At 38.5% G+C, this 12,753-nt stretch carries 11 protein-coding genes and 1 tRNA gene; 6 read left to right on the top strand and 6 right to left on the bottom strand.

Going from position 1 to position 12,753, the window contains the following annotated elements:
• Nucleotides 1-70 precede the first annotated feature (70 nt).
• From ACZ5V8_RS10030 to ACZ5V8_RS10050, 5 genes are all read right to left on the bottom strand, one after another.
• Nucleotides 71-487: a hypothetical protein gene (locus ACZ5V8_RS10030; protein WP_464217663.1), complete on the bottom strand. Its 417-nt coding sequence runs from the start codon at nt 485-487 to the stop codon at nt 71-73.
• A 4-nt stretch (nt 488-491) separates the two neighbouring features.
• Nucleotides 492-1,784 (bottom strand): MFS transporter, encoded by a 1,293-nt coding sequence (locus ACZ5V8_RS10035; protein WP_464217664.1) that lies wholly within the window; start codon nt 1,782-1,784, stop codon nt 492-494.
• A gap of 1 nt (nt 1,785) precedes the next feature.
• Nucleotides 1,786-2,802, bottom strand: a complete 1,017-nt coding sequence (locus ACZ5V8_RS10040; RefSeq protein WP_464217665.1) for a succinylglutamate desuccinylase/aspartoacylase family protein — start codon at nt 2,800-2,802, stop codon at nt 1,786-1,788.
• Between the two features lie 196 nt (nt 2,803-2,998).
• Nucleotides 2,999-3,958 carry a glucosaminidase domain-containing protein gene (locus ACZ5V8_RS10045; protein ID WP_464217666.1) on the bottom strand — a complete coding sequence of 320 codons (960 nt, stop codon included), beginning with the start codon at nt 3,956-3,958 and terminating at the stop codon, nt 2,999-3,001.
• A 60-nt stretch (nt 3,959-4,018) separates the two neighbouring features.
• On the bottom strand, nt 4,019-5,266 hold the full coding sequence (locus ACZ5V8_RS10050) for an MFS transporter (protein ID WP_464217667.1): 1,248 nt from the start codon (nt 5,264-5,266) through the stop codon (nt 4,019-4,021).
• A gap of 295 nt (nt 5,267-5,561) precedes the next feature.
• On the opposite strand from ACZ5V8_RS10050, the gene ACZ5V8_RS10055 reads away from it, so the two are divergent.
• The 6 genes from ACZ5V8_RS10055 (at nt 5,562) to ACZ5V8_RS10080 (ending at nt 11,716) form a co-directional block, all read left to right on the top strand.
• A tRNA-Ser gene (locus ACZ5V8_RS10055) sits at nt 5,562-5,651 on the top strand.
• Nucleotides 5,652-5,796: 145 nt separating this feature from the next.
• Nucleotides 5,797-6,630 carry a signal peptidase I gene (gene lepB, locus ACZ5V8_RS10060; RefSeq protein WP_464217668.1) on the top strand — a complete coding sequence of 278 codons (834 nt, stop codon included), beginning with the start codon at nt 5,797-5,799 and terminating at the stop codon, nt 6,628-6,630.
• A 3-nt stretch (nt 6,631-6,633) separates the two neighbouring features.
• Complete coding sequence (gene rnc / locus ACZ5V8_RS10065) at nt 6,634-7,335, top strand: ribonuclease III (protein ID WP_464217669.1); 702 nt, start codon at nt 6,634-6,636, stop codon at nt 7,333-7,335.
• A gap of 2 nt (nt 7,336-7,337) precedes the next feature.
• Entirely contained in the window at nt 7,338-8,270 is a 933-nt protein-coding gene (gene truB, locus ACZ5V8_RS10070) for a tRNA pseudouridine(55) synthase TruB (RefSeq protein WP_464217670.1), read from the top strand.
• Entirely contained in the window at nt 8,248-10,671 is a 2,424-nt protein-coding gene (gene rnr, locus ACZ5V8_RS10075; RefSeq protein WP_464217671.1) for a ribonuclease R, read from the top strand. The genes truB and rnr overlap by 23 nt, the downstream gene beginning before the upstream one ends.
• A gap of 49 nt (nt 10,672-10,720) precedes the next feature.
• Entirely contained in the window at nt 10,721-11,716 is a 996-nt protein-coding gene (locus tag ACZ5V8_RS10080; RefSeq protein WP_464217672.1) for a hypothetical protein, read from the top strand.
• Between the two features lie 76 nt (nt 11,717-11,792).
• On the opposite strand, the gene secF is transcribed toward ACZ5V8_RS10080, so the two are convergent.
• Complete coding sequence (secF, locus tag ACZ5V8_RS10085; RefSeq protein WP_464217674.1) at nt 11,793-12,746, bottom strand: protein translocase subunit SecF; 954 nt, start codon at nt 12,744-12,746, stop codon at nt 11,793-11,795.
• Nucleotides 12,747-12,753: the final 7 nt, after the last annotated feature.

Genomic DNA, 12,753 nt, shown 5'->3' on the forward strand with positions numbered 1-12,753 from the left:
TTCCAAGCTTAACAGCACTTCATCAACCTGAGAAATATATTACATTATTATTTTTGATATATTTTGCTTATCATCTATCTAGCACTAAAAACCTAATTAACTGGTAACGCTCTTCATTATTTTTAAAGCCATCCCTAAACAACCACAATTTTAAACGTTTGTTATTTGAAAGTTTGCATTCTAAATATAACGTACCTGCTATCATAATGCTACGGCGAACGGTCACATCATTGTGCCAATCATTACCATAATATAAGTTAATTTTACGTGTATGTGCAGTCTCAATTAAACTAATCGCGTTTAATCGCCTACCCCATAAATAATTCAATAACATGCCAATAAAAGCAATAATCCACAGTATAAGCGCACTATAAAAAAGCATTGCATATAAGAGCTCAAAAATAATAAAAAGACAAAATCCAAACAATAAAACAATGAAAACAAGCTCGATGAAAGATCGTTGTAATGCCACCTTCATCGTTGTCATCTATTTACTCCGTTGCGGTTAGCGTTGTTACGGTCAATTTAGTCGTCTCTTTAGTCGACTTACAAAAGGTTTCTTTAATCAAAAAAACACTAATTAACACGCCAATAGCTACTACCATGATAATCAATAAAAAGCCATGCTGATAATTAGCAATACTTAAATCTTGCCCTTTTGACAAATAGGCAAGCACACCACCAATCAAAGGTGCCATCAAAGAAGTCACAAGCATAATCATGGCATTATTAAGTCCTAAACCTGCAGCAAGATAATTGTTATTGCACTGCTCAGCCATAATCGCAAAGCCAATACTCTGACCACTAGCGCCAATGCCTAAGCCAAAAAAAGCAATACTAATCACGATAATATTTATTGGGAAATAAGTAATGCATAGCACCGATAAAATACAAACAATTGCAGCAAACATCATCACACGCTTACGCTTACTGGTTCGATCTGAAATGAAACCCAATAACGGACAGCCAATGGCATAACCTAACCATGATAACGTTAACATATAAGATGAGACATCAGAGCTAAAACCATGCAACATCAAAAATGTCTTACCACTATTTTCAGAGAAATACTCTATGGCAAAATACACGCACGCGGAATAACAGGCAATATACCAAACCTGACGTTGACGCATCAACTGCCAAAGATTAACTTTTAATCGCTCTTGGCGCTTTAATATACGAAAACTTCCCGTATAGTCTGTATTATTGCGGACAATAAGAAGCACGATAATCGCGATTACAATACCGATAGCCCCTAATACATAAAAAATATAACGCCATGGCAACTCAGAGTGTGATGATAAACTATTTAAAGGGCCTGCTGCCAACATCGGTCCCATCGTGCCTATGAATTGTGATAAGCCAATAAATAGCGCAATATGTTTGCGTGGCATCCAATCATATACAGCGACTAACAAACAGATAAAGCCAAAAGATGAGCCAAGTCCCATTAATACGCGAAAAACAAAAGCACTATCAAAGCCAAAGCTGATGCCAAAGCCACTAACTGCCAATGCACAGAAGAATACAGCAACGAATAATGCCTTTTTTAAACCCAGGCGATCGGTAATAATACCTACCGGAATTTGCATAATGCCATAAATCAACTGATAGGCTGTTGAGCTTAAGATGGCAAATGTCACAAGGTTTAAATTAAGATCTTGAATAATGGGATGCTCAAACGTGCCTAAAATGGTTCTTAGTAAAAACTCATACATGAAAAATAACGCACACACCAACCAAATGATCGTGCCGATAAAACTCATTTTTTGATTTTGACTCATATTATTCGTCAACCTCAGGTTTGTTTTCTTCCCATTCCTCTAAGATTTCTTCAGCTCTTTGATTATCGATAAAAGAGGCTACTTTAAAAACAGAAACACCTTCTTGAATCAATGGTGAACGGTTAATTCCAACAATTACGCCATCCAGATTTGACTTGATTACTGTCGCATTCTCATTACTAAATGGGTCAGTCAAACGTCCGATTTTATCACCCTTTTTGATTGACTCTCCCAATGCTACTTCACTATGTAAAACACCCGAGGATGATGAAATAAGCCAATCATCATCCTTTGAAAATACAGGCGTTACATTATCATCAACCTCACCATTTAGCATCCCAAGTTTGCACATCACGTTTTTAATACCATCTAAACCCACCTGAATTGCCGTTTGATCGAAACGTTGCGCTTCCCCTGCTTCATATACCAATAAAGGAATATTCAAACTTTCTGCGGTGATGCGAATGCCGCTTTGATTAGTTTCAACCTCTGTAATTACAGGGGCTTGAAATGCTTTGGCTAATTTCTTTGCCTCAACGTTATCAAAGTTACAATACACTTGCGGTAAAATTTCATGATTCAGTGAGCCTGTATGTAACTCAATGCAACAATTAATCTGTGTCAAAATCTCTTGAGTAAAGATATGTGCAATACGCTCACCAAAACTACCATGCTCATTTCCTGGGAAAGAAGCGCTTAGTTTAACGCCACTTGGCGTCGGTTTTGGAAAGTGAGACAAACCATACACATTTAAAACCGGAATAGCAACCAATGTTCCATTCAAGTCATCCGCAGAGATATCATCATATAGCTGATTAGCTATTTCTAATCCATTAAACTCATTACCATCAATCATCGCAAACACCAAGAGTTTGCGTCCACTTTGCTTGCCATTGATTACTTTAATTGGCATGTACATTGGCGAGCATGAATACTGCTCAGGCAAGGGTAATGCCAATGTCGCTTTCTCACCAGGGTGAACACTGGCGTCACAAATTTTGAAACTACTATTTTTCATTTTTATTACGAACCTTATTTGTTTTATTTAATTTCAACAGTATTCCAAAGCCTTTAAAAAACCTTAAATCTTGAATAATTGAAATCATTGAAAGTTATGTAGAAAGAGTATAGCCATTATTGACATAAGCTAAACAGCAAAACACATATTTTTTTAATTTTAAATATAAAGGGATCATCAAAGTGCCTAAAAGCACCTAGATTTTTTCACACAAACCATCATATTGCTCAAGATTATTATGGCGCATAACTGTCTTTAGAATCGTCGCATATTCATCACCTTTCAAGCCTGAATAAGATTGCAAATAGCCTGCTAAGTCATAACCGTTTAACATAATCAACTGCGCCCTTTGCTTTCTAAACTCAGCATAAGGCGCCAAAGTATTAAGCACACGATAATAATCAATAATACCTGCGCTCACATCAGTAAATTTACTGACTTCATCAATCACGCCTGGCGTTGGGTATTTAGGTGCAATACCACAGCCTTGTGAGAAACAATGTAAGCCGAAATAATTTTTACCATGCACCGCAAAACGCGAACCACCCCAGTTACTCTCAACAATTGCCTGTGCCAAAGTCAAGCTTTCAGGAATAGCATTCACTCTTAACAACAGATGGTTAATCAAACTGCTATCGTTTTTTGCATAAGCGTTTAGCGCATAAACATCTGCCAACTTGCTCAAACGTACTTTATCTTGAAGTGTGATGGTAGACTTTGATTCTAGTGCTAATAAAAAGTCTCGCTCTTTGATAATCTGTCGATTAATCGGACACATTTTACTAAGCATGGTGTTAATAAACGCTTGCTTAGGCAATCGCAACGCTTGTGAAATTGATAAATCATTATCCTCAAGATTGTTCATCTGCACAATACATTGAGATGAAACGCCAATACGATGTGCAATCCTATCAATCGCATCGCCCTTTAATACTAAGTACTTATATGAGCTATCATAACTACAACTTGGTGGCAAATTCAGTTTTGTTAAAACGTCACGCTTATTAGCATCTGCATTTTTTCCTGCATGTATTTGTTGTTTTTTCGCCACTGAATAACTTGATGAATCTGGAATATTATTTGCTGTTGTGCACGCACTCAAAAGTACTACCATGAATATAATGCTTTTACTTTTAATACTATTTATTCTTGCCATTTCTTTTCTCTTTGCATGCTATGCGGATATTTTACCGCTTAGAGTATAGTCACCTAAAAATTATTCTGCTTTTATTTCCGCATGTTTTGGTTCTTTTATAAGGAAAACCAGTAGCAATGAAATGGTAATACATATTGGAATAACGATATAAGCACCACGAAAACTTAAAGACTGTTCAAGCATACCAAAACCAATTTGTGCTAAAGCACCACCACCCATAATAATCAAAGAAGCTAATGAAGTTGCTGAAGCAGAAATCTCTACTGGGTTTGATTCAGCTATGACTGGATAACCAATATTTTGCGCCGCAGTTAACGCACCGATAAAAAAGAAGATCACAATCAATGCATGATAGCCAAGATTTGCATTAAACAGCAATAAAGTTACCACCAGTGAGAGACTTGCCCCCAACAACATAAATGGCTTGCGCGAGCGATAATAGTCTGAAAGTTTGTTCCATAAAGGTCCACCAATCATATAACCAATACTAATGATCCCTGCAATCATTGCCGCGTCTTGCGCGGTTATGCTAAAGCTATACCTTAAAAACGCCTGTCCAAAACTAAATTCAAGAATCATAACTGGGAAATTCATCAATGAAATATAAAGTGCCGCTAACCAGTTTTGTTTTTTGTTAACCACATAACGTAAATTTTTAAAAGCACTCCAAACTGATTGCTGCGCTTTATTACTTTGCTGATTCTGCTCATTTTGCTCATTTTGCTGATTCCTCTGCGGTTTCTTTTGAATCAACACTAATGCCAAAGCAATAATAACAAGTCCCATAATAATATTAGTGATTTGCACAACCTGCCCAGAGCCAGAATATACCAACAGTGCATGCCCGCCGGCATTTCCTAAGTAGCTTCCTAAAAAGGCAATCGTAATTGCCATACTGATAGGAAAACCTATCCGCCCATTATCAAACCAGTTCGTTGCCACACGCACGCATGATAATAAAGTAAAAGCGCCACCAAATCCCACCAATAACATACAGGCATATGCAATAAACTGATTGCTGACAAATGTCATGATTGCCACACCAGTCAACATCACCATAAGTGCTGAGACAATCACTCTTTTGCTATTATAGCGATCCAAAATCACGCCTGCTGGAATAAACATCAATACATTGCCAATCAAGTACATCGACGTAAACAAGCCATATGAATCGATTTGGTAACGCGCAATATAATAATCAATCAGCGTATTATTAAGTGATAACTGAATAAACCAATAAAAAAAGAAAAGTGCTGCGGCAAACATCGAAAGCCAAGCACGCAATGAGTAGTTTGTATTTTTATGCATTTTAAGATGCGCGATAAAATTAATTTGCGCCGACTTTACCGTGATATTTTAAGATGTCAAGCGCCTTGCTTTCTAGGATCGACTTTGCTAGGATGCACGTGCTTTTATTACAGCATTAGCTTAATGAAGTTTTTGCAAGAGGTCTCAGAGTGGTCGAATTAGCCCCTCAAGCAGCGGTCAAGCTGCGAGCTAATGAGCGCCTGTAGCAGGAGCGAAAGGCTGGGTTATTTAGCAAGATCACGATGATTGAGTTTGTAGTAAAAAATCAACCACGAGTTGAACAAGTCAATTTTCTGGAGGGGTGTCCGAGTGGTTGAAGGAGCACGCCTGGAAAGCGTGTATACGTTAACACGTATCGAGAGTTCGAATCTCTTCCCCTCCGCCAGAATTTTAAATTTACCTCGTCAAAGAACAAGCGCAAACTGTCGACATAACCAAATGTCATATCATGTTTAGCAATAAAACCATAGCGATTTTTGGGCTAATCCGTATAATAATGCCGGTATATTGCACAAAGGAAATAAAAACCTATGAATATTGATTTTAGCTTTTGGCTACTGGTACTGACAATTGCCTCTGGCATTATTGCGCTCATTGACAAATTTAAGTTTGAACCAAAACGTTTAGCACCCGTTATGGATGAGCTCCAAGGCATGAAGAAAAAAGAACGTCGCAAGTTCATCCAAAAAAACAAAGCACTAAAAGCGCCTCTATTGGCTGATTATGCACGCTCACTGTTTAGCGTATTTTTGATTGTCTTTATCTTGCGTGGCTTTTTGATTGGTAACTTTTTGATTCCATCGGCATCAATGACACCAACACTACCTGTTGGCAACTTTATCTTGGTTAACAAGACCGCTTATGGTATTAGAAATCCAATTACCAACAATGTCTGGATTGAAACGGGTAAACCTGAGCGCGGTGATATTGCGGTATTTCACTTCCCAGTCAATCCAGGGGTTGACTTTATTAAGCGCGTTATTGGCGTGCCTGGTGATGTTATCTCTTACAAAGACAAAAAGCTTACCGTCAATGGCAAAGCCATTGAATATACCAACTGCTTAGATAACCAAGTTAATAGCTATAACGGCAATGGACCAAATACTATTTGTACTGAGCACCTTGGCAAAGTAGCACACCAAATTGATGATATGGCTAATGCGCCATCGGTCAACTTCACCAACCTTGTTGTGCCTAAAGGCATGTATTTTGTCATGGGAGACAACCGTGACAACAGCGAAGATAGTCGCTATTGGGGTTTTGTTCCTGATAAAGACCTTGTTGGTAAAGCAAGCTTTGTCTGGTTTAGTTGGAATAGTTTAAACAGCTCCGTACGCTGGAGCGAAATAGGAAGAGTATTATAGATAATGACCATTGATTACACCCCTTTATATCGTAGCATTGGCTACCACTTCAACAATGAAGCGCTTATCACTCAAGCGCTCACTCATCGCAGTAAACAAAAACAACATAACGAACGTTTAGAGTTCTTGGGCGATTCCATTCTTGGGTTTGTAATCGCCGAAGCGCTTTATCAGAAGTTTCCACATGAAGATGAAGGCAGCTTATCGCTCCTTCGCATGTATCTTGTGCGTGGTAAAACACTGACTGATATGGCAAAGCATTTTGATCTGGGTGAATATATGTCTTTTGGTGTTGGCGAGCTTAAATCAGGCGGGCATAAACGCGCACGCTTGTTAGAAGATGCTTTTGAGGCAATGATTGGCGCAATTTATCTCGACAGTGACATGCTTGTTGTTAAAGAGCGTATCTTGCATTGGTTTAAAGATGTCTTAGCAACGCTTAATGTTGAGGAGCATACCAAAGATCCCAAATCACGATTACAAGAGTATTTACAAGCCGAGATTCAAACACATCCTATCTACTCAATTGTTGCTACCGAAGGCTTAGATCACGATCAAACTTTTACGGTTGAAGTTTCGCTCGGATCACTTGAGCACAGCTATCGCGCCAAAGGCAAATCACGTAAACAAGCCGAGCATGCCGCTGCCAAAGAAGCATTAAAAGCGATTAAAGCGCAAGATAAGCAAAATAAGCAAGATCAATAACTATGGCACGTAAACGCAAAGGGATTGCCTTAAATGGCATTATCGTTATTGATAAACCACAAGGCTTGTCCTCCAACCAAGCACTACAACGTGTTAAGCGCCTTTTTAATGCACAAAAAGCCGGACACACAGGTAGTCTTGACCCGATGGCAACGGGCGTGTTACCTATTTGCTTTGGTCAAGCAACACGTATATCACAATATCTATTAGACGCTGATAAGGCTTATCAAGCAACCATACAACTCGGCATTAGTACTGATAGTGGTGATGCTGAAGGTAATGTGATTGAACAGCACCAAGTCCCTGAAATCACACTTGAGAGTATCCATAACGCATTGGATAAATTCCGTGGTGAGATAAGTCAGATCCCTCCGATGTATTCAGCGCTTAAGCATCAAGGAAAACCTTTGTATGAGTTAGCACGTCAAGGGATCGAAATCGAGCGCAAAGCGCGTAATATCAATATTTATGCACTTGAATTGATTGACTACAATCCTGAAAAACACACCATTGACATTGATGTACGCTGCTCTAAGGGCACCTATATTCGCACGCTTGGCATGGATATTGCCAAAGCGCTAAATTGCGCTGGACATTTAATTAAATTAACACGAACTGCATGCGGACTATTGACGAGCAATGATGCATCGTCACTTGAAATACTGCAAGCACTCACGCTGGATTCCTGCTATAAAAAACTACTTAATCCAGAATATGCATTTACAGATACACCTATTTTTACTATACCTAATGACAAAGTGGACTTATTTTATCTGAAAGGAAAGATGCAACTAACCAATAATTTCACCGGCACCGCCCGTATTTATGATCAAGATCGATTTGTCGCGCTTGGTCACTTTAATGATGGCGAGCTTGTGAAAAAACAACTTTTTTTACAAGGCATCATCGAGAATGAGCAAGAAATACACGATTGATAACGATCCAAACAAGGATTTAGAAGCACAAAAATATGACGACCCTATTCCAAGCAGGGAAGTCATTTTAACCTACTTAAAAGACCTCAAACAGCCGACTGTTTTTGAAAAGATTGCTGATAAATTAGGACTAAAACGCAGCAAACAGCTCGATGCCCTTGCCAATCGGCTAGGCGCGATGGTACGCGATGAGCAAATTGAACAAGATGGTCAGTATTTTAGACCGTTAAAACAAAAACGTCGCATCATTACCGGCTACGTGCGCGTTGAAAACGATGGTAATGCGATTATTACTACCGAAGATAGAATGCATAGCGCGTTTTTACCACAACATCAAGCTCGCTTAGTATTTAATGGTGACAAAGTATGCGCGATGATTTTGGGACTTAATCGCAAAGACAAATTAGAAGCGCGAATTGATAGTATTATTGAGCGCAATACCATCGAAATTACTGGACGCTATAGCCAACAGTTGGATAGCCACTTTATCCAACCGATTAGCAAAACCATGCCGAAATATATAGCACTCTTACCTCCGTCAGAAGAGCTTGAACCTGACACTTTAATCAAAGCGAAATTAGTCATATTCCCTTCAACGGTTTGCTCAGCGGTCGCGCAATTTGTTGAAATCATTGAAGAGCAATCACCGATCCTCACGGCAATTTCAGTTGCCAGCAAAAAGCATAATCTAATCGAAGACTGGAGCAATAAAACCGCACGCTTAGTTCGCAAACTCCCCCATGAGGTGCTCGATACTGAAATATCAGCACGCACAGACCTACGTGATTTACCCTTTGTAACGATTGATGGTGAGGATGCCAAAGACTTTGATGATGCCGTTTACGCACGCAAAAGCTCAACCGGTGGTTGGAAGCTTTATGTGGCAATTGCGGATGTTTCATATTATGTTCGCCCTGAATCAAGTCTGGATAAAGAAGCACAAGCAAGGTCTACTTCTGTTTATTTCCCAGGGTATGTTATTCCGATGCTGCCTGAACAGCTCTCTAATGAGCTGTGCTCATTAAAACCCAAAGTGGATCGCTTAGCATTAATCTGTGAGATGAATATCAGCGCCAATGCCAAGCTTTCACGCTACAAGTTTTACTCAGGCGTTATTAATTCCAAAGCACGCTTAACGTATACTGAGGTTTCAAAACTTTTAAACAATAAAGACAATAGCATCTATTACGAGCAACCTGAGCTTATTCCACACTTATTTGATTTATATGACCTTTATAAAGTCTTAGCAACTGCACGCAAACAACGAGGAGCAATTGACTTTGATACGGTTGAATCACAAATTATTTTAAATGATCATCAGCATATTTCAGCGATTATTCCACGCCAGCGTAATGATGCGCACAAACTCATTGAAGAATGTATGCTTTTGGCAAATGTCGCTACCGCGCGCTTTATTGAAAAAAACAAAGCAGGCGCTCCTTTTCGTGTACATGGCGCACCACCTAGTGGCAAAGTTGACGACTTGAAGGCTTATTTACATTCACTGGGCATTGCCTTTAAACCCAACAAATCAGGTGCCACACCCGCTGATTATAGTCAGATGCTAAACTCCGTCAAAGACCGTGATGATTTTGCCAATATTCAGCTGATGACATTAAAAAGCATGAATCAGGCCTTTTACACACCTGACAATGATGGACATTTTGGCTTAGCATATCCTGCTTACTGCCACTTCACCTCACCTATTCGCCGTTATCCTGATTTATTAACACATCGCGCAATCAAATCAATTCTTGGCGAGAAAATCCTTGGCGCTTATCACTACACGCACAGTCAATTAGACGAGCTTTGCGCCCATGCTTCAAGTCAAGAACGCAATGCTGATTCAGCCTCAAGTGACGTTGAGAAATGGCTAAAATGCCATTTCCTACACAATCGCATTGGTGAGTTATTCGATGCTAAAATCGTTCATGTCACCGGCTTTGGCATGTATGTAGAGTTAATTGAAAACTATATCGAAGGGTTAGTACATATCTCGTCAATGCATGGTGATTATTATGTCTTTGATGAGGTGCAACATCGTTTAATCGGTCAACACTCTAAAAAAGCCTTTGGCATTGGGCAAAAGGTTCAAGTACAACTTGTGCGCGTTAATCTTGATGAAATGCAGATTGATTTTGAATTAACAGTAAATGGCAAAGGCCGCAGCCATCAAGAGCTTGCCGCAGGTCGCACACCAAAACGTCGTCGTGCACGCATTAAAAGCGCAAGCTTAAAACCTACAACGCAAAAGCGCACACGCAAAAAATCCACACATAATAGCACCGTTGAGCCCACAAAGTTAGTTGAGGATAAACCGGCAAAAGCCAAAAAGAAAAAATCCAGTAGTGCAAAGCGCACACGTAAGAAGTCAAATGCTAAGTCAAACCAGTCTGACTAATCAAAAATCATAGCCACTCTTCAAATATGCAAATTAATATGGCTCAACTATGTTAGAAAAAAAACTAACCAACAGCACTAAAAACTCTCATTTTATCAGCCAAATAGAGCAAAGAACAAATGCCACCAATCCAAATGCAAAGCTTAAAAATCAAAAAATTTGGCAATTTGAAATTCAAAGTGATGGCACGCTTATATTAAACAAAGACAAACCAGTATTAATTGAGAAAACTTTATGTGATAACTATTTATTTGATTTGATTAACAACTCTTCTAACAAGAGCCGCTTAAACCTTGAGAATTTCTTTAATCAATATGAGAGAAACTACAAAAAAATTACAGATCAAATTTTAAATCACTCTAAATGGCAACAGAACAACTTAAAAAATAGCTTAATTCAACTATTTAAGTTAAAAATCCTTAATGGCTTTAGAAATCCTTATCGAATAAAAGAAAATGTAAAAAATGCAGAACTTATTTTGAATGTTGAACCTACAGCAATAGATAATGCAGAAATATTTCGCAACATAAGTTGCTCCAAAAATGACCTCAGGTATTTTACTGATAAATATCAAGTGGAAGAAATAGAATTTATTAATTGGCGCAAAATCCTTTTCCAGCTTTTAACAACACCGTATTCAGAAAGTCAGTACTTACTAGATGCAATATGCGAAAACTTATTAGGCAAAGATAGTTTTATTCAAATATTTTTATGTAGATACACTTCTGATTATACCCTTCTTTCCGATAAAGCTTTTGTAAGTGAAGACATGCCAATATTAGGGTCAAAAGCTTGTCACTGGTATTTTAATATAAATAAACACACTTTTATAACTTTTTCTAAGGTTGATACAAGCAATCAAATCGATATTATCAGAGAACCGTTAAATAATGGGAGCTACCCTAATATGCAGCTAACTACTATATGGAATAATGAAGAATGCCTTAAAATTTACAATCAAAAAGTTATAGCACACTCTTTTAAATATGCCTATGCTGCTACAAACACTATAAAAGGTGTTGAAATTGTTAGGAAACATCTGTAACTAAAACAATATGAAGTCTTTAATCTAGCATAGTATGTAGTGTAAGTAGAAATATTATAAAGCCATATCAGGATTATTAAGGGCGATCATCATCCAAGCGCTGAGGTGGTAATAGCGATTCGCGCTTTAAGCCAAACAATACCGCTAATACACCAGCGACATAAATCGATGAATAAGTACCCACGATCACACCTAAGATAAGGGCTAATGAAAACTCATGCAATGAAGGCCCACCGAAGAAATAAAGGACAACAACCACCAAAAGCGTTAACCCTGAGGTCATAATCGTGCGTGATAAGGTATCATTAACTGAGCGGTTAACCACTTCAATCACCGATGCCTTACGCATCTTACGGAAATTCTCACGCACACGGTCATAAATCACCACTGTATCATTCAATGAATAACCGATCACCGCTAGCACTGCAGCTAATGTTGTTAAGGTAAACTCTAATTGAAATGCCGCAAAAACACCTAGAATAATAATCGGATCATGGATAAGCGCAATACCCGCACTTATCGCAAACTTCATCTCAAAACGAAAAGCAATATAGCCAACAATACAAATCATTGCTACCAATAGCGCTAATAAACCATTGGTTGCAAGCTCTTTACCAACTTGTGGTCCAATATAGTTTAAACTGGTGACTTGAGCTTCAGAGCCTAAACTTTTCTCAATTTTCACCTTCAGCAATTGCTGAGCAGATTGCCCATCTTGGTTAATCACTGCCTGATTGTTTTCATTTTTCTGAATCGGCAGCTTAATCATCAAGCTATCACTTGAACCAAAAGTCGTTACTTGCGCTGTTGGAAAACCATCTCGCGCCAATACTTTTGCCACCTCTTGAGTTGATGGCGCTTTATTATAATTGACTTGGATTTGATAACCACCGGTAAAATCCAAGCCCATATTTAAGCCGCGAACAACTAAAAATACAATAGATAAACCAATCAATACAATCGAAACAATCGCGGTCCATTTACGGATTCCCATAAAGTCGATATTGGTTTTACGTTTAAAAAACTCCATGCGACAC

The sequence above is a fragment of the Cysteiniphilum sp. GTC20157 genome (assembly GCF_055396795.1).

Excerpts from the sequence above, each read along its gene's own strand:
- ACZ5V8_RS10030 (WP_464217663.1), bottom strand. The coding sequence starts at position 487 with ATGACAACGATGAAGGTGGCATTACAACGATCTTTCATCGAGCTTGTT.
- ACZ5V8_RS10035 (WP_464217664.1), bottom strand. The coding sequence starts at position 1,784 with ATGAGTCAAAATCAAAAAATGAGTTTTATCGGCACGATCATTTGGTTG.
- ACZ5V8_RS10040 (WP_464217665.1), bottom strand. The coding sequence starts at position 2,802 with ATGAAAAATAGTAGTTTCAAAATTTGTGACGCCAGTGTTCACCCTGGT.
- ACZ5V8_RS10045 (WP_464217666.1), bottom strand. The coding sequence starts at position 3,958 with ATGGCAAGAATAAATAGTATTAAAAGTAAAAGCATTATATTCATGGTA.
- ACZ5V8_RS10050 (WP_464217667.1), bottom strand. The coding sequence starts at position 5,266 with ATGCATAAAAATACAAACTACTCATTGCGTGCTTGGCTTTCGATGTTT.
- lepB (WP_464217668.1), top strand. The coding sequence starts at position 5,797 with ATGAATATTGATTTTAGCTTTTGGCTACTGGTACTGACAATTGCCTCT.
- rnc (WP_464217669.1), top strand. The coding sequence starts at position 6,634 with ATGACCATTGATTACACCCCTTTATATCGTAGCATTGGCTACCACTTC.
- truB (WP_464217670.1), top strand. The coding sequence starts at position 7,338 with ATGGCACGTAAACGCAAAGGGATTGCCTTAAATGGCATTATCGTTATT.
- rnr (WP_464217671.1), top strand. The coding sequence starts at position 8,248 with ATGAGCAAGAAATACACGATTGATAACGATCCAAACAAGGATTTAGAA.
- ACZ5V8_RS10080 (WP_464217672.1), top strand. The coding sequence starts at position 10,721 with ATGTTAGAAAAAAAACTAACCAACAGCACTAAAAACTCTCATTTTATC.
- secF (WP_464217674.1), bottom strand. The coding sequence starts at position 12,746 with ATGGAGTTTTTTAAACGTAAAACCAATATCGACTTTATGGGAATCCGT.